Origin of the sequence: Janthinobacterium sp. FT14W (assembly GCF_009208755.1) — a bacterium.
GTDB lineage: Bacteria > Pseudomonadota > Gammaproteobacteria > Burkholderiales > Burkholderiaceae_D > Janthinobacterium > Janthinobacterium violaceinigrum.
In genome coordinates this window covers 42,519-57,903 of record NZ_WFLL01000037.1, presented here as the reverse complement: position 1 = coordinate 57,903, position 15,385 = coordinate 42,519, and the positions used below count along the sequence as shown (strand labels likewise).

14 protein-coding genes are annotated in these 15,385 nt (G+C 62.8%); 1 reads left to right on the top strand and 13 read right to left on the bottom strand.

The features are described from left to right. The 4 genes from GCN74_RS21515 to ndk all read right to left on the bottom strand — a co-directional run. Nucleotides 1-618: helix-turn-helix domain-containing protein (locus GCN74_RS21515; RefSeq protein ID WP_226939155.1), on the bottom strand; the 618-nt coding region annotated here is incomplete at its 3' end. A 67-nt stretch (nucleotides 619-685) separates the two neighbouring features. Next, nucleotides 686-1,486: a type IV pilus biogenesis/stability protein PilW gene (gene pilW, locus GCN74_RS21510; protein WP_226939154.1), complete on the bottom strand. Its 801-nt coding sequence runs from the start codon at nucleotides 1,484-1,486 to the stop codon at nucleotides 686-688. Between the two features lie 11 nt (nucleotides 1,487-1,497). Further along, the gene (gene rlmN, locus GCN74_RS21505; protein ID WP_092710317.1) at nucleotides 1,498-2,673 is read right to left on the bottom strand and encodes a 23S rRNA (adenine(2503)-C(2))-methyltransferase RlmN; all 1,176 of its coding nucleotides are present in this window, start codon (nucleotides 2,671-2,673) and stop codon (nucleotides 1,498-1,500) included. Between the two features lie 124 nt (nucleotides 2,674-2,797). After that, entirely contained in the window at nucleotides 2,798-3,214 is a 417-nt protein-coding gene (gene ndk, locus GCN74_RS21500; RefSeq protein WP_070223377.1) for a nucleoside-diphosphate kinase, read from the bottom strand. A 222-nt stretch (nucleotides 3,215-3,436) separates the two neighbouring features. Between ndk and GCN74_RS21495 the strand changes: the two genes are divergently transcribed. Next, a complete protein-coding gene (locus tag GCN74_RS21495; RefSeq protein WP_034752039.1) occupies nucleotides 3,437-4,123 on the top strand; it encodes a Bax inhibitor-1/YccA family protein in 687 nt (228 codons plus the stop codon). Nucleotides 4,124-4,235: 112 nt separating this feature from the next. Here GCN74_RS21495 and GCN74_RS21490 read toward each other — a convergent pair whose 3' ends face one another. The 9 genes from GCN74_RS21490 to surE form a co-directional block, all read right to left on the bottom strand. Next, on the bottom strand, nucleotides 4,236-5,081 hold the full coding sequence (locus GCN74_RS21490; protein WP_152258552.1) for a LysR family transcriptional regulator: 846 nt from the start codon (nucleotides 5,079-5,081) through the stop codon (nucleotides 4,236-4,238). A gap of 28 nt (nucleotides 5,082-5,109) precedes the next feature. Further along, nucleotides 5,110-6,267 carry a cyclopropane fatty acyl phospholipid synthase gene (cfa, locus tag GCN74_RS21485; RefSeq protein ID WP_152258558.1) on the bottom strand — a complete coding sequence of 386 codons (1,158 nt, stop codon included), beginning with the start codon at nucleotides 6,265-6,267 and terminating at the stop codon, nucleotides 5,110-5,112. Nucleotides 6,268-6,565: 298 nt separating this feature from the next. Beyond that, nucleotides 6,566-7,606, bottom strand: a complete 1,041-nt coding sequence (locus GCN74_RS21480) for a cupin-like domain-containing protein (RefSeq protein WP_193317194.1) — start codon at nucleotides 7,604-7,606, stop codon at nucleotides 6,566-6,568. 92 nt (nucleotides 7,607-7,698) lie between these two features. Then, on the bottom strand, nucleotides 7,699-9,639 hold the full coding sequence (locus tag GCN74_RS21475) for a glycosyl hydrolase family 18 protein (protein WP_264372905.1): 1,941 nt from the start codon (nucleotides 9,637-9,639) through the stop codon (nucleotides 7,699-7,701). A 480-nt stretch (nucleotides 9,640-10,119) separates the two neighbouring features. Beyond that, nucleotides 10,120-11,460 carry a 23S rRNA (uracil(1939)-C(5))-methyltransferase RlmD gene (gene rlmD, locus GCN74_RS21470; protein WP_152258551.1) on the bottom strand — a complete coding sequence of 447 codons (1,341 nt, stop codon included), beginning with the start codon at nucleotides 11,458-11,460 and terminating at the stop codon, nucleotides 10,120-10,122. Between the two features lie 240 nt (nucleotides 11,461-11,700). Then, complete coding sequence (gene rpoS / locus GCN74_RS21465) at nucleotides 11,701-12,732, bottom strand: RNA polymerase sigma factor RpoS (RefSeq protein ID WP_099374978.1); 1,032 nt, start codon at nucleotides 12,730-12,732, stop codon at nucleotides 11,701-11,703. An 8-nt stretch (nucleotides 12,733-12,740) separates the two neighbouring features. Further along, a complete protein-coding gene (locus GCN74_RS21460) occupies nucleotides 12,741-13,664 on the bottom strand; it encodes a peptidoglycan DD-metalloendopeptidase family protein (protein ID WP_152258550.1) in 924 nt (307 codons plus the stop codon). 42 nt (nucleotides 13,665-13,706) lie between these two features. After that, entirely contained in the window at nucleotides 13,707-14,594 is an 888-nt protein-coding gene (locus tag GCN74_RS21455; RefSeq protein ID WP_152258549.1) for a protein-L-isoaspartate(D-aspartate) O-methyltransferase, read from the bottom strand. 22 nt (nucleotides 14,595-14,616) lie between these two features. Beyond that, the gene (gene surE / locus GCN74_RS21450; RefSeq protein ID WP_152258548.1) at nucleotides 14,617-15,354 is read right to left on the bottom strand and encodes a 5'/3'-nucleotidase SurE; all 738 of its coding nucleotides are present in this window, start codon (nucleotides 15,352-15,354) and stop codon (nucleotides 14,617-14,619) included. Nucleotides 15,355-15,385: the final 31 nt, after the last annotated feature.

The following is a 15,385-nucleotide window of genomic DNA, read 5'->3' as shown; positions in this document are numbered from 1 at the left end:
GGCTGGCGGCGCGGCGGCCACGGCCGGCGCGGAAGCGGCGTTGGCGGCCGGTGCGCCCGTCTGCGTGTCGTTGCCTGGCGGCGGCGGCACGGAAATCAGGGGCACGGACGGCGTCTGCACGGGCGTCAAGTCCTGGCCCGGCTTGATCAGGGTCGTTTCCACGGGGCCCACGTCCGCATGCGCGGTTTCTTTCTCCGTGTGCGAAGACAGCAGGCTGGCCGGCACATAGCCGAGTTTATACGCGCCGAAGGCGGCGGCCACGACGACGGCCACGGCGCCGGCGATCCAGAGGGGAGTCTGGTTCGACGAGCGCTGCGTCATCGACGGGAAGCGCGATTCGGAAAACGTGGCGGAAATCTCGCGCCGCACGGGCGCGGCCGGGTCTTGCGCCGGCGCCGGGTGGACTTCGATCATGGCCACCAGCGGCGCCGCGTCGAGACGCACCACCTTGGCATAGGCGCGCACGAAACCGCGCACCACGGCCACGTTCGGCAAGGCCGCCATGTCGCCCTCTTCCAGCGCGATCACCTGGCGCGGCGCCAGCTTGAGCTGGTCCGCCACCTGTTCCACGGGCCAGCCCAGCGCTTCGCGCTGCGCCTTCAACTGTGCGCCTGCCAACGCAAGATTGCCCTGGGGCTGCTGCTGAGGCGTTTCTGCCCACTCTGAATTCATTGGTATCCCTGTCTCACTCATCAAACGCCCCATTTTGATAAGCAGCATATTCGGGGGAGCCGGAATGGTGGTTGCGCAAATGCGCCCCCAGGCCAGCTTCCGCACCCGCATCCCCGAGCTTATGCTGCACCTTGATCCCGAGCCACAGCACATCGGCCGTCTGGCTCTCCATTGTTGCTATCCTGCCCAGCCGCTGCAAATAATAAGCCGCCTGCCGGTAGTCTTGCTGTTGGTAATACACGCGCACCAGGCCGGCATTCGTTGCTGCCACATCCGGTGCGATCCGTACCGCGCGCATCAAATACGCGCCGGCACGCGGGTAATCATTCAGGGCCAGGCTGCAAGCGCCCCCATTGTTGAGCGCTTTTTCCGGCGACACATACGCCGCATCGGCCAGCGCCGCATCGAAATACGCCAGCGCTTGCGCGGCGCGTCCCGTCTGGCACAAAAACAGGCCGTAATTATTGCTCAACTCAGGATTGTGGGGCGCAAGGCGCAAAGCGTAAAGGAAATCTTTCTCGGCAGGCCCAGTTTGCCGCTGGGCCGCAAGGATCAGGGCACGCACGCCGTAGGCTTGCGCATCGTTCGGCGCCAGCTGCACGGCTTGTTCCGCTTCCGCCAGGGCCACGTCGAGCTGGCCTTGCGCATAATACGCGCTGGCCAGCTGCAGGCGCAGCGCGGCGCGCTCATCGGCGCTGGCCTGCCTCTCCTGGCCAGCGGCCGCGGCGCGGCTCGCGGCAGGAGCGGAAGCACAGCCGACCAGCAGCACAGCCAGGCAGACAGCGGCCACAGCGAGCGAGCGTTGGTAAGCCATGCCTTCCCTCATCAGGAGCGGATTTCCACGATCTTGCCGAAATTGGCGCCAAATTTCTGTTGATACTCAGTCATCTTTTCCATGCGCTCCTGCACCCGCGTGCGATCCTTGACTTCGCCCGCCAGCTGGCCGCAGGCCGCATCGATATCGTCGCCGCGCGTCTTGCGCACGGTGGTGATGATGCCGCCATCCATGAGCACCTGGGCAAACGCCTTGATGCGCGGGTTTTTCGAGCGGAACAGGCCCGACTCGGGGAAGGGATTGAACGGGATCAGGTTGAACTTGCAGTTCACGCCGAACTCGCGGTCCTGTACCAGCGCCAGCAGTTCGCGCGCGTGCTCGTCGCTGTCGTTGACGCCGTCGAGCATGCAGTATTCGAAGGTGATGAAATCGCGCGGGGCGAATTCCAGGTAGCGCTTGCAGGCCGCCATCAATTCCTTCAGCGGGTATTTCTTGTTCAGTGGAATCAAGCCATCGCGCAAGGCATCGTTCGAGGCGTGCAGCGAAACGGCCAGGGCCACCGGCACTTCCTGCGACAGCTTGTCCATCATCGGCACCACGCCCGAGGTCGACAAGGTCACGCGGCGGCGCGACAGGCCGTAAGCGTTGTCGTCGAGCATCAATTTCAGGGCCGTGACGGTCGGCTCAAAGTTCAGCAGGGGCTCGCCCATGCCCATCATCACCACGTTGGTGATCTGGCGCTCGCCTTTCGGGCCAGGCTCGATGCCCTTGGTGCGGCGCAATTCGAATTCCGCCATCCACAGCTGGCCGATGATTTCGCCGACGCTGAGGTTGCGGTTGAAGCCTTGCTTGCCCGTCGAGCAGAAACGGCAATTCACGGCGCAGCCGGCCTGGGTCGAGATGCACAAGGTGCCGCGGTTGTCTTCCGGAATGAACACGGTTTCCACGGCATTGCCATTGCCCACGTCGACCAGCCACTTGCGCGTGCCATCCGTCGACGTATGGTCGCTGATGATGGCCGGGGCGCGCACTTCGGCGCGCGTGGCCAGCTTGTCGCGCAGCGACTTGGCCAGGTCCGTCATGGCGTCGAAATCGGAAGCGCCGAACTGGTGTATCCAACGTTGCAATTGTTTCGCACGAAACGGTTTCTCTCCCAACTCGGCGCAGTAGGCGATGAGTTGCGCGGGATCGAGGTCCAGCAAGTTGGTGAGGGTCGTCGTATTCATGATCATGTCTATTCTAAAAATCCGTCCCCGCGCGCATCAGGGGCAAAGCACCACAGCGCAGCGGGAACAGGGGGTGATAAGTTATTTCACAGATAACGCCAGGAAATAACGTTATCTAAGGCAATTAAGCCTTCAGTTCTGGGAAGAAGTAAGCGATTTCCACTTTAGCAGCTTCGACAGCGTCGGAGCCGTGTACGGCATTGGCGTCGATCGAATCGGCGAAATCGGCGCGGATCGTGCCTTTTTCTGCTTTCTTCGGATCGGTCGCGCCCATCAGGTCACGGTGGGCCAGAACGGCGTTTTCGCCTTCCAGGGCTTGGATCATGACTGGACCGGAAACCATGAAGTCGACCAGATCCTTGAAGAAGCCGCGTTCTTTGTGCGCTGCGTAGAAGCCTTCAGCTTGTTCGCGCGACAGTTGGGTCATGCGTGCTGCAACGATTTTCAGGCCAGCGTTTTCAAAACGGGTGTAGATTTGGCCGATTACGTTTTTTGCAACTGCGTCTGGTTTGATGATCGACAGGGTGCGTTCGATTGCCATGTGTGAAAACTCCAATAAAAAGAAAGGTTTAAAACGGTAAATTGATAACTCAATCAACCTTTGATTTTACCATACTCCACCCCATATCACCCAGACAGGCAGGTGAGCATCTTCCGCCCTTGCCTGAGTTTAATTAAATCTTAAGCTGGTTTTTTTGTAAAAACCGGGGTCCATGCTATCCTTGGGCAAAGCAGTAATTTGAATTGACAACACGGAGGCACTATGAATCAGAACATGCAACGCACCTTTGACCTGTCGGGAGGCATGCAGCAAGTCCGCCACCAGGTCTTGCGCAACACCTACTGGCTGCTGGCACTGTCCATGATACCGACCGTGCTGGGCGCCTTCATCGGCGTGCAAATGCATTTGCCGATGCTGACCGGCGGCATGGGTTTCATCATCTTCATGGCCGTCGCATTCGGCTTCATGTACGCGATTGAAAAAACCAAGAACTCGGGCCTGGGCGTCGCCGTCCTGCTGGGCTTTACCTTCTTCATGGGCCTGATGCTCACGCCTATCCTGACGCGCACGCTCGGCTACTCGAACGGCGGCATGCTGATCATGACGGCGTTCGGCGGCACGGCCACCATCCTGGCCGTGATGGCCACCATCGCCACGGTCTCGAAGCGCGACTTCTCGGCCATGGGCAAATGGCTGTTCGCCGGCGTGATCGTGCTGATCCTGGCATCGGTGGCGAACATCTTCCTGGGCCTGTCGGCACTGTCGATCGTGATCTCCATGGTCGCCATCGCCATCTTCTCGGCCTACATCCTGTATGACGTGCAGCAAATCATCAACGGCGGCGAGACCAACTACATCTCAGCCACCCTGCGCATCTACCTGGACGTGTACAACATCTTCACCAGCCTGTTGTCGCTTTTAGGTTTCGCCGGCGGCAGCCGCGACTAATCGCCAGCGCAAAAACGCCCAGGGCGGCGTTGCAGTGCCCTGAACGTTTTATGTACTGCGATTAAGAATCAAAAAGCCGACCTGCGGGTCGGCTTTTTTACGTCTGTCGGGTCTACCCGGATTTCTCGGCCACCTCCAGCAGGCAGGCGCGGGCGCGGTCCAGGGTCGGGTTGTCGCGCTGGGCCGCGTACACGGCATAGGCGGAATGCGAGAACTCGGGCGCGTCGCGCACGCGGTGCAGGAGGCCCGCATCGAGATAGGGCTGGGCCGAGCCGATACGGAAATAACTGGCGCCACCCGCTTCCAGCAGGTACACGAGGGCCAGCGGCCCCAGCGAAATCGAGACGGGCGGGCTGCTCAGCTCCGGGTACGTCGCCTGGTGATTGGCCGCGAAACTGGGCCCCCAGTCCACATACACGTAGGCATCGGCATGCATCTGCCCGTCAGCGCGCGTGGTCACCATCACCAGCTTTTCCTCGGCCAGCAGTTCGCTGGCCAGGCCCGGGCGCTGCGGCGGGTTGTACAGCACGGCCAGGTCGAGCGAGCCGTCGTGCACGGCGTCGAGCAGGCGCGCGGGACTATCGACTTCCGCGCGCAGGGCGATCTCGGGGCATTCACGGCTCATGCGTATCAGCCAGTCGCCCAGCAGCGGCTGCCACAAGCTCAGCTCGCAGCCGATGCTGACGGCATCGTCGCGCCCCGGCGGCAGGGCCACCTGGTGGCGCGCCCTTTCCCACACCTGCACCATGGTGGCGGCGTGGCGCATGAAACGCTCGCCGGCCGACGTCAGCCGCGCGCCCGCCTTGTTGCGCACAAACAGCTGCCGCCCCAGCTGCTGCTCCAGGGTGCGGATGCGGGCGCTGACGGCCGTTTGCGTCACGTGCATGCGTTCGGCCGCCATGATGAAGCTGCCGCAGGAAGCCACTTCCAGGAAGGTACGCGCTTGATTGATGTCCATCAAGCCATCATATCAGTTGCCGCGCCTCTTAACTGACCCGCTCGTAACCGCCCAGCACGCCCTGCTTCGACAAGACCCATTGCCACAGCTGCAGGTCGCGCGCGCGGAAGGCGCCCGCGCAGGACAGCAGGTAGTACGACCACATGCGGTGGAAGCGCTCGCCCAGCTGGGCGGAAAACTGCGGCCACGCCTGCTCGAAATTGGCGTGCCAGGCCATCAGGGTCTTGTCGTAGTCGGCGCCGAAGTTGTGCAGGTCCTCGGCCACGAACAGGTCGTCCATGGCGTCGCCGATCTGCCCGATCGACGGCAGGTCGCCATTCGGGAAGATGTATTTGTCGATCCACGGGTCGCACGTGGAATGGCGCTTGTTCTTGCCTATCGTGTGCAGCAGGAACAGGCCGTCGTCTTCCAGGCAGCGGTGCGCCACCTCCATGAAGGTGCGGTGGTTTTTATGCCCCACGTGCTCGAACATGCCGATGCTGACGATGCGGTCGAATTTCTCGTCCGTGTCGCGGTAATCCTGCAGACGGAAGTCCAGATGCTCGCCGCCCGGCAGGCTGCGCGCATACGCGGCCTGCTCTTTCGAGATCGTCACGCCCACGCACTGCACCTGGTATTTTTCCGCCGCATAGCGCATGAAACTGCCCCAGCCGCAGCCGATGTCGAGCACGCGCATGCCAGGCTCCAGCCGCAGCTTGCGGCAGACGAGGTCCAGCTTGGCCTCCTGCGCCTCGGCCAGGCTGGCCGCATCCTTCCAGTAGCCGCAGGTATAGGTCATGCGCGGATCGAGCATGGCCGCGTAGAAGGCGTTGCCCAGGTCGTAGTGCTCCTTGCCCACCATCCAGGCGCGGCGCTCCGTCTGCAGGTTGAACAGGCGCGCATACAGCGCGTGGAAGGCCAGGCGCATGGGGCGCACGTCGTCGGCCACGCGGGCGCGCAGCAAATGGCAAAAGAATTCGTCGAGCTGCTGTGCATCCCAGTCGCCATCCATGTACGCTTCGCCCAGGCCCAGGTTGCCGCTGGCGAAAGCCCGTTCGGGCACGCCCGGCTTGCGCAGTTGCATGTCCCAGGCTGCGCGGCCATTCAGGTGGATGTCGGCCCTGGCCAGCAGTTCGGCCGCTTCGCGTGTCAGCCGCGTGGCGTGCTGAAGTCCAGCGCTGGCTGCTGGTGTCTGTTGCAACTGCATTCGTGCTTGTGTCGTGTGCTGCGTGTTCATGCCCTGCCGCCTCCAGATGGTTGTCGGTGCTGGTGCGCGCCGGCAACTCATTCAGGTGCCCGGCGGCGCACCAGCCATAAAATTATCCGCCCGCCATCGCCATCTGGATAATGAAACATCATGGCCGTTCATATCAAAATAATTGCTTCGAAATGATTTGAGTCAATTATTTTATGGAAATATGCGCAACAGGAAGCGCGCCGTAGCATGAAAAAAGCCGCCTGTTCGGCGGCTGTTTCCGGCATGATCGCCGCATTCGTGGAAGCGATCAAAAGTCGTGATTTGGCGGATACTTGCTGTAAAAATCGTTATCCCATTTGAAATTGGTAAACGCCACCGTCATGGAGATGTCGAGCGCCTCGACGAAATGCCAGCAGCCGACGGGCAAGAACAGGATTTCACCGGGCGCCAGCACGCATTCGCGCACCTGCACGTCGGCCATCAGCGGATAGCGCTGCAAGTCGATGTCGCGCCCGTCGACGGGCGTAAAGCAGTGGCGCTGGTTGTACACGCGCGCCACCTCGCAGGCGGCCATGATGCGCAGCCGCTTGCGCCCCTTGACCTGGGCCATGAAGTTGTTCGTCAGGTCGTGGTGGAACGGCGTCACCGTGCCGGCCGGGCCGAACCATAGAAATCCCGTCGGACCGCCATCCTGCCGCAGGTATTCGGGCAGCTGGCCGATATCGTCCCACAGCTCGCGCAAGGCTTGCCGGTTCTGCGAATTGTTATTCGCCGTCATGTAGAAATCGTTGGTGGCGCCGCTGCCCTCGACCAGGCTGGCGTACTCGCCAAACGCCATCTTGCGCTTGTGCGCCACACTGTTCATCTCGTACTGCGCGTCCGCCTCGCGGCCGAACTGCACTTCCACTTCGCGCTGCGCGTAATGCTCGCGGAAATACGCGGGGCTCCATGTCGCCATGGCGGGCCAGTCTTCCATCATGCCCGTGATGATCACGGGCTGGTTGGTGGAGTAGTATTCGTCCAGGAACGCCTGCGCGGACAGCTTGTCGCGGCGCGGAATCTCGGGGGGGCGCAGGTGGTTCAGCTTGCGCTGGATGTCGATCACCCAGTCGCGCTTGGCCAGCCGGTTCGACAGGCGCACGGCACCGGCCAGGTAGGGGCTGTGCAGCGCCAGCTCCACCTCGCGGCGCGCCAGCGGCTCGGCGATGCCGGCCTTCTGCAGCACCGGCATCAGCGCCGATGGGTGGCTGCCCAGCATGAGGTTTTCCGCGATCCAGCTGCGCCATTCGCGGCTCAGCTCCTGCTCCTGCGTCTGCTGCTTGACTCCCAATGTCGATACCGCCGCCATCGCCGTCTCCTGTTTTTTATGTGATAAGGCAGCCGGGCAGCAATGCCGCCCGGCTGCATCCTACTCTAGCGCAGTCCTACTCTAGCGCAGTATCAGCGCACCTTCCACACCTCCGTCGCCAGCACGCCATTCGCGTCGCCATCGAGCTCCCACGAGAACGCGCCGCGCAAGCCCTGGTCCTTGACGTATTTCACCTTGGTGCCGATGACGGTCGGATCATCATAGCTCCACCACTGGCCGCCCGCCCCCGTGTACAGGTACAGCTGCTTGGTGACGGGATGGTAGTAGCGCGTGCCGGACTTGGCCACGAGGACTCTATAGTCCTCGATGCCCGACTCGTAGGTGCCAGGCGCCGTACCCGTGGCCGTCTGGTACAGGCCATCGCCGTTCGGCCCCGGCGGCACGCCCGTCCAGCCGCGGCCATAGAACGGTATGCCCAGCAGCAGCTTGTCGCGCGGCACGCCGGCGGCAATCATGTACTGCACCGCCTTGTCGCCCACGTATTCGCGCGCCATGCCCGTCGACGGGTCGGCAGGGTCGGCAAACAGCTGGGCGTTGAAGTTGGTGCTGTTTTCCCATCCGCCGTGGAAGTCGTAGGTCATCAGGTTGATCCAATCCATGTACTGCGAGTACAGGGCCGGTTCCGTGTTGTCGATCTTGTCCTTGCCCGCACCGACAGCGGCCGTCAGCAGATAGCGCTTGCCGTTGGCTGCACCGAGCGCATCGAGCTGGCTGCGGAATTCCGCCATCAGCAAGGTGAAGTTGCGCTTGTCGTTGGGGCTGACCGTGTTATACGGCTGGCCGCCGCCGACCGGATATTCCCAGTCGATGTCGATGCCGTCAAAGATGTTGGCTGCCGCCCCCACGCCGCCCCGTCCGCCCTGCACCGGCAGGTTGCCCTTGATGTAGATGTCGATGCACGAACGCACCATCTGCTTGCGCAGCGCATCGGTGGCGGAACCGACGGAGAAGTTCTTCGACCAGCTCCAGCCGCCCAGCGAAATGAACAGCTTGAGGTTCGGGTGCGCCGCCTTCAGCTTTTTCAGCTGCAGGAAGTTGCCCGACAAGGGAGCGTCCCACGGGATGGCCTGGCCATCGACAGTGCGCTTCGGCGTGCGGATGTAGTCGGCCTCGGCATCGCCGCCCGTGCCCGCGTCCGGCGAATTCGGATTCGACGCGCCCGGCTCCGTCTTGGTGATCATGCCGCACTCGTAGCCGCCATTCTTCGGATAGATGTTGCCGAAAGCGTAGTTGATGAAGGTCAGCTTGTCGGCCACGCCGCTGGAATGCACGTTCGCCACTTCATAGTCGCGGCCATACACGCCCCATTGGGCGAAATAGGAACCCACTTCGCGGCCCGTTGGGGTCGGCGTTGGCGTTGGCGTCGGCGTCGGCGTCGGCGTTGGCGTCGGCGTTGGCGTTGGCGTTGGCGTCGGGGTTGGCGTCGGGGTTGGCGTCGGCGTCGGAGTCGGCGTAGGAGTCGGCGTGATGCTGCAGATTTCCTGGCTGGTCCATGGCTTGCCCGTGCCGGCGGCGCCGCTGCTGGTCGACGGGTTGTCGCCCTGCGTCCAGTAATTGGCGCGGTAATTCGTGCCCGCATAGCTGACGGTGGCGCCCGCGCTGTAGGCCGTGCTGGCCACCCATGCCAGCGCGCAGGTGCCGCCGGTGGGCGTTGGCGTCGGAGTGGGCGTTGGATTCGGCGTAGGCGCCGGTGTCGGCGTTGGAGTGGGCGTCGGGGTCGGAGTCGGTGTCGGCGTGGTGCCGCCATCGCAGGTGCCGCCCGCGCTCCACAGGCTAGGCGTGGCGACGGGATTCCAGCCCGAGCCCACGTGATCGGTCTGCGTCACCAGGGCCGTATAGTTGGCGCCCAGGTAAGTGACCACCGTGCCCGCGTCATACGTGCCGCCCTCCTGCCATGGCACGCAGGCCACCGCCGCACTGGCCGCCAGCAATTGCGCGCCGCCCGGTGCGCCGGCGTCGCCGCCGCCACCGCAAGCGGCCAGCACGCCACCGCTGGCCAGGCATACCATCATGTTTCTGATCGTCTTTCTGAGTATTAAATTTTCCACGTTGTCTCCTGTTCAGGTTGCGGAAATACCACTCTGCTTCGATAAGAGCTACCCTGTGATCTTGTTTTTCTGCAGTTGCAAGAACAGCATGCTGCTGAAAAAATAGGCGGTCAAGTGGTTTTGAAGTGGCATCAAACCGTGCAATACCACTTCGCGCGAAAAACACAGCGGCTTATGCGGACGGCGTGTTGTCCTACTGGACAATGAAAAAAACGGCAGAGGGAGGACGAACGGGAGGGATTGATCGAGAAAAAACAGACCAATTTTATAAAACAGCGTAAGTGGTATTAGGGTGAAATCAGGCGGAAAGGCAGAATCTGCACCAAAGTATAGATAGCCTCAGCGCGCCTGAAAAACGTTCAGAGCAAGGCGCCTTGCCGAAGACAGTACGCTAGTACGGCTAGGCAAGGCAATGCAGCTATGGACGTTTTCTCAGGTGTGCCTTCAGACCAGGTCAAATACCGCCATCGACTCGACGTGGGAAGTATGCGGGAACATGTTCACCACGCCCGCCTTGCTCAGCACATAGCCCGCTTCCAGCGCCAGGATGCCGGCGTCGCGCGCCAGGGTGGACGGGCTGCACGACACGTAGACGATGCGCTTCGGCAGCATGTCGGGACGCACTTGCGACAGGCCGACCAATGCCTGGCACAGGGCCATGGCGCCATCGCGGGGCGGGTCGATCAGGATGCGGTCGAACTTGCCCAGCGCGATCAGGTCGTCCGTCGTCACTTCGAACAGGTTGCGCGTGGAGAACGAGGTTTTTTCCGCCAGGCCATTGGCCAGCGCGTTTTCCAGCGCCCGCTCCGTCAGGGTGGTGCTGCCTTCGATGCCCACCACTTCGCTGCCTTGCGTGGCCAGCGGCAAGGTGAAATTGCCCAGGCCGCAGAACAGGTCTGCCACGCGGTCGCTGGGCTGCACTTCCAGCAGGCGCAGGGCTTTCGACACCAGCACGCGGTTGATGTGGTGGTTCACCTGCGTGAAATCGACGGGCTTGAACGGCATCTTGACGCCGAACTCCGGCAGCAGGTAGTGCAATTGCTTGTCCAGCGGATAGAACGGCACGGCCGTTTCCGGGCCTTTCACCTGCAGCCACCATTGCACGCCGTATTCGTCGGCAAAGGCCTTCAATTTCGTTTCATCGTCCGCCGTCAAAGGCGCCATGATGCGCAAGACCATGGCCGTGACGTCTTCGCCCACGGCCAGTTCGATCTGCGGCATCTGGTCGAAGATGGACAGCGAAGCAATCAAGCCGCGCAGCGGCAGCAGCATGGCGGAGATGTGCGGCGGCAAGATTTCGCAGCTATCCATGTCGGCCACGAACGCCGATTTCTTTTCATGGAAGCCCACCAGCACGGCGTCCTTCTTCTTGACGTGGCGCACGGACAGGCGCGCGCGGTAGCGGTAGCCCCAGGTCGGGCCATACATGGGGCGCATGATGCTTTGCGGACGCACCTTGCCGATATGCCACAGGTTATCCTCCAGCACGCGCTGCTTGATCGCCACCTGCGCCGACGGCTCCAGGTGCTGCATCGAGCAGCCGCCGCAATTGTCGAAATGCTTGCACTTGGGCGTCACGCGCATCGACGATTCGCGGTGCAGCGCCGTCATGCGGGCCATTTCCCAGTTCTTCTTTTTCTTGAACGTCACAAAGCTGACGCGCTCGCCCGGCAGCGCGCCCTCGACAAACACGACCTTGCCCGGCGAGCCGTCTTCGTTCTCAATATGGCCAACGCCACGGGCGTCCATGTCGAGCGATTTGATTTCGATGATATTTTCTTGCATAGCGATCAATAGGTAAGAGTGGGCCAGGACGCAGGGCCGCGCTGGAACTTGCTAACAATGGGGGAAAGGTCAGGCGCCGCGAGCGGGGCATATGATAGCAGATCGCGACCGGCAAAAGCCGCTCAAGCCCGCACCGGGCAGCAAGCCTGAGAAAATGCGCAGGGCAAGGCGCGTGGCCGAAGACAGTACGCCAGTACGGCGAGGCCATGCAACGCCGCCATGCGCGTTTTATCAGACTTGCTACAGCAGGGAGTCGCGCACGACACCGCGTGCGGCCATAGCCCGTTTGAGCTTGATCAAGGCTTCCTGCTGGATCTGGCGCACTCTTTCCCGCGTCACGCCCATTTCCTCGGCCAGGGTTTCCAGGGTGGCGGGGTCGTCGTTGTCGAGGCCGAAGCGGCGCATGATGACCACGCGCTGCTTGTCGGGCAGCTTGGTCAGCCAGTCGCGCACCAGCACCGTCATCTCATGGTGTTCCGCGCGCGCGTCGGGGCTGTCTTCGCTGGCGCCGGGCAACATGTCCATCAGGGACGACTGCGGATCGTTGTCGAGCGGCGCGTCGAGCGAGGTGGCATGCTCGGACAGGGCCAGGATATCCTGCACCTCTTCCACGGGACGGCCCACCAGGTGGGCGATATCTTCCGCGGTGGCATCCTTGCCGTCGTGGTGCTGGGCTTCCAGGTGATATTTGCCGCGCAGTATCTGATTCAGTTCGCGCACCATGTGCACGGGCAGGCGCACCGTGCGCGCCTGGTTCATGATGGCCCGCTCGATGCTCTGGCGTATCCACCAGGTGGCGTACGTGGAAAAGCGGAAACCGCGTTCGGGTTCGAACTTGTCGATGGCCCGCATCAGGCCGATGTTGCCTTCCTCTATCATGTCGAGCAAGACCACGCCGCGGTTGATGTAATGCTTGGCGATCGACACCACCAGGCGCAGGTTGTGTTCGATCATGGTTTGCCGCGCTTCGAAATTGCCCTGCTTGGCGAGGGTGGCGTAATGCACCTCCTGCGCCGCCGTCAGCAGGGGCCGCGTGCCGATCTGGTTCAGGTAGTGCTGCGTGGTATCGGTCGACAGCTCGGCCGCCAGCACTTTCTTCAGTTCATCGACACTTTCGACCAGCACGCTGACGCTGGCCACTTCGCCGCCCTCGCCTGCGTCGACGGCGTCAATGCCGTCGAGTTCGCCGGCATCGTCCGTCACGACTTCGTCCGCCCCGTCTTCCGGCGGTTCCGGGTCATCGTCCAGCTGATCGTGCGGCGCGTGTGTCATTGCTTTACCTAACGGTTAGGCAGGAATTTCGAAGGATCGACAGGCTTGCCCTGCTGGCGGATTTCAAAGTGCAGCTTCACGCGGTCGGCATCGGAATCGCCCATTTCAGCGATGGCCTGGCCTTTGTTGACGTTCTGCCCTTCCTTCACCAGAATGCTGCGGTTATGCGCATATGCCGACAACAGGCTATTACTGTGCTTCACGATGACAAGATTACCATAACCACGGATTCCGCTCCCGGCATACATGACTTTTCCCGCGCCGGCGGCCACCACCTGCTGGCCCGCCTTGCCGGCGATGTCGACGCCCTTGTTCTTGCCTTCGTCAAAAGTGCCGATGACCTTGCCTTCGGAAGGCCACATCCAGCTGATCTTGTCGTCGCCAGGCGCCGATGCCGCAGGCGCTGCTGCCGCTGCGGCGGCCGGAGCGGCGGCAACGGCGGCTGCCGGCGCCGGCGCCGGCTTGGCGTCGCCGGTGCCGCCATCGGCGCGCAGCTCGGCCAGGGTGGCGTCGGAGTACGCGCGCTTCTCGCCGCGCGGGCCCGTTTTCTTCGGCACGACGGGCGCCGCCGGTTTGACTTCCGTGGCGGGCGGCATGACGATGGCCGACGTCTGCGCGCCGCCCGTGTCGCCATTCGGCGGCAGCACGCGCAATACCTGGTCGACCTTGATGTCGTTCGGGTTGCTCAAGTCATTCCAGGCCACCAGGTCGCGGTAATTCTGGCCGTGTTCCAACGCGATGCGCAGCAGGGTGTCGCCCCGCTTGACCGTATAAAAAGCCGGGTCGCGGTCGCGGGGATCGCTGGCGGCGGCGCTGCTGCTGCTCGTGGGATGGCGCTCCACGACGGGCGCCTGGACGCCTGTGGTGCCGCAACCGCTCAACAGGGCGGCCAGCGCGAGGCTGCAGAGGAGTATGTTACTTTTCTTAATCATTCGCATGTATATTTAGGTCCTGCTTGCTAGCTGATCCGGGGATCATATGGTGCCCGGGCGCAAAGGCACGAAATGGCAATCTTCCAGGGTCTGGCTGGTCCATTCCATTTTCCCCACCCGGGTAATGAGTTGTAAGTGTTGCAATTTAGCCCCCACCGGCGCAACCAGACGCCCGCCGGGCGCCAGCTGTTCCAGCAGGGCTTGCGGGACTTCCAGGCCGGCTGCGGCAAGGATGATCCCGTCGAAGGGCGCCGCCTGCGGCAGGCCAAGCATACCATCTCCGTACTGCAAGCGCAGATTCGACACGCGCAGCGGGCGCAGATTCGCCTTCGCCAGCTCGTGCAGGGGCCGGATGCGCTCGATCGAATACACCTCTTTTGCCACCAGCGACAGCACCGCCGCCTGGTAACCGCAGCCCGTGCCGATTTCCAGCACGCGCTGCAGGCTGCCGCCCTGGCGCATCACTTCGATCATGCGCGCCACGATATACGGCTGCGAAATGGTCTGGTGGTGGCCGATGGGCAAGGAAGCGTCGATATACGCCTGCGAAGCCAGCGCCTCGTCCATGAACATGTGGCGCGGCACGGCTTGCATGGCGTCCAGCACCACCGGGTCCTTGACGCCCTGTTTCGCGATGCGCGCCACCATGGCCCGGCGCACGGCGTCCGAGACGAGCGGGTTTTGCCGCGGCGGCGATGCCGTGGCCGGCTGCGCCCGTTCATTGGCGATGGCCTGGGCGCGCGATGGCGCGATGGGCGCGGCGCCATGGTGCGGCGCCCCGCCGCGGGCCGCGCTTTGCGCCGCATTCTGCGTGGCCGTCTGCGGCGTGGCGATGCGCGACTGCGCCAGCGACTGCCCCCCGCCCTGCCTGGCGGGCTTGCCGGCCAGCGAATCGAGGGACAGGGGGAAGGTGCGCGGCTTATCGGTCATGGTTGTCGGTCATCGTGAGCGCTCATGCCAGGCCTTGTGCCAGCGCATCGAGTTGGGTGGTATGGGTCAGGTCGATCTGCAGCGGCGTGATCGACACTTTCCCATGTTCAACAGCATGGAAGTCCGTGCCCGGCCCCCCTTCCTTGGCAGCGCCGGCGGGGCCGATCCAGAAGATTTCACGGCCGCGGGGATCGAGCGCGCGTATCACCGGCTCCGCCGAATGGCGCTTGCCCAGGCGCGTGGCCGCCATGCCTTGCATCTGCTCATAAGGAATCGCCGGGATATTCACGTTCAGCAGATACGGTTTCTGCAAGGCGTCAAACTGGCGCTCGACGATGTCCCTGGCCACGCGGGCAGCCGCGTCCAGGTTGGCCCAGCCGAACTGCGACTGGGAAAAGGCGATGGCGGGAATGCCGAACAGATAGCCTTCCGTGGCGGCGGCCACCGTGCCCGAATACAGGGTGTCGTCGCCCATGTTGGGGCCGTTGTTGATGCCGGAAACCACCAGGTCGGGGCGCTCGATGAGCATGCCCGTCAACGCCACATGCACGCAGTCGCTGGGTGTGCCATTGACGAAATAAAAGCCGTTGGCTGCCTTGTGCACGGACAAGGGCCGGTCCAGGGACAGCGAATTGGACGCGCCCGAGCGGTTGCTGTCGGGCGCCACCACGACGATGTCGGCAATGGGCGCGAGCGCGTCGGCCAGTGCTGCCAAGCCTGGCGCCAGGTAACCGTCGTCGTTACTGATAAGAATTCTCATAACGAGATTTTACCTGAAGCAATGCCAACAC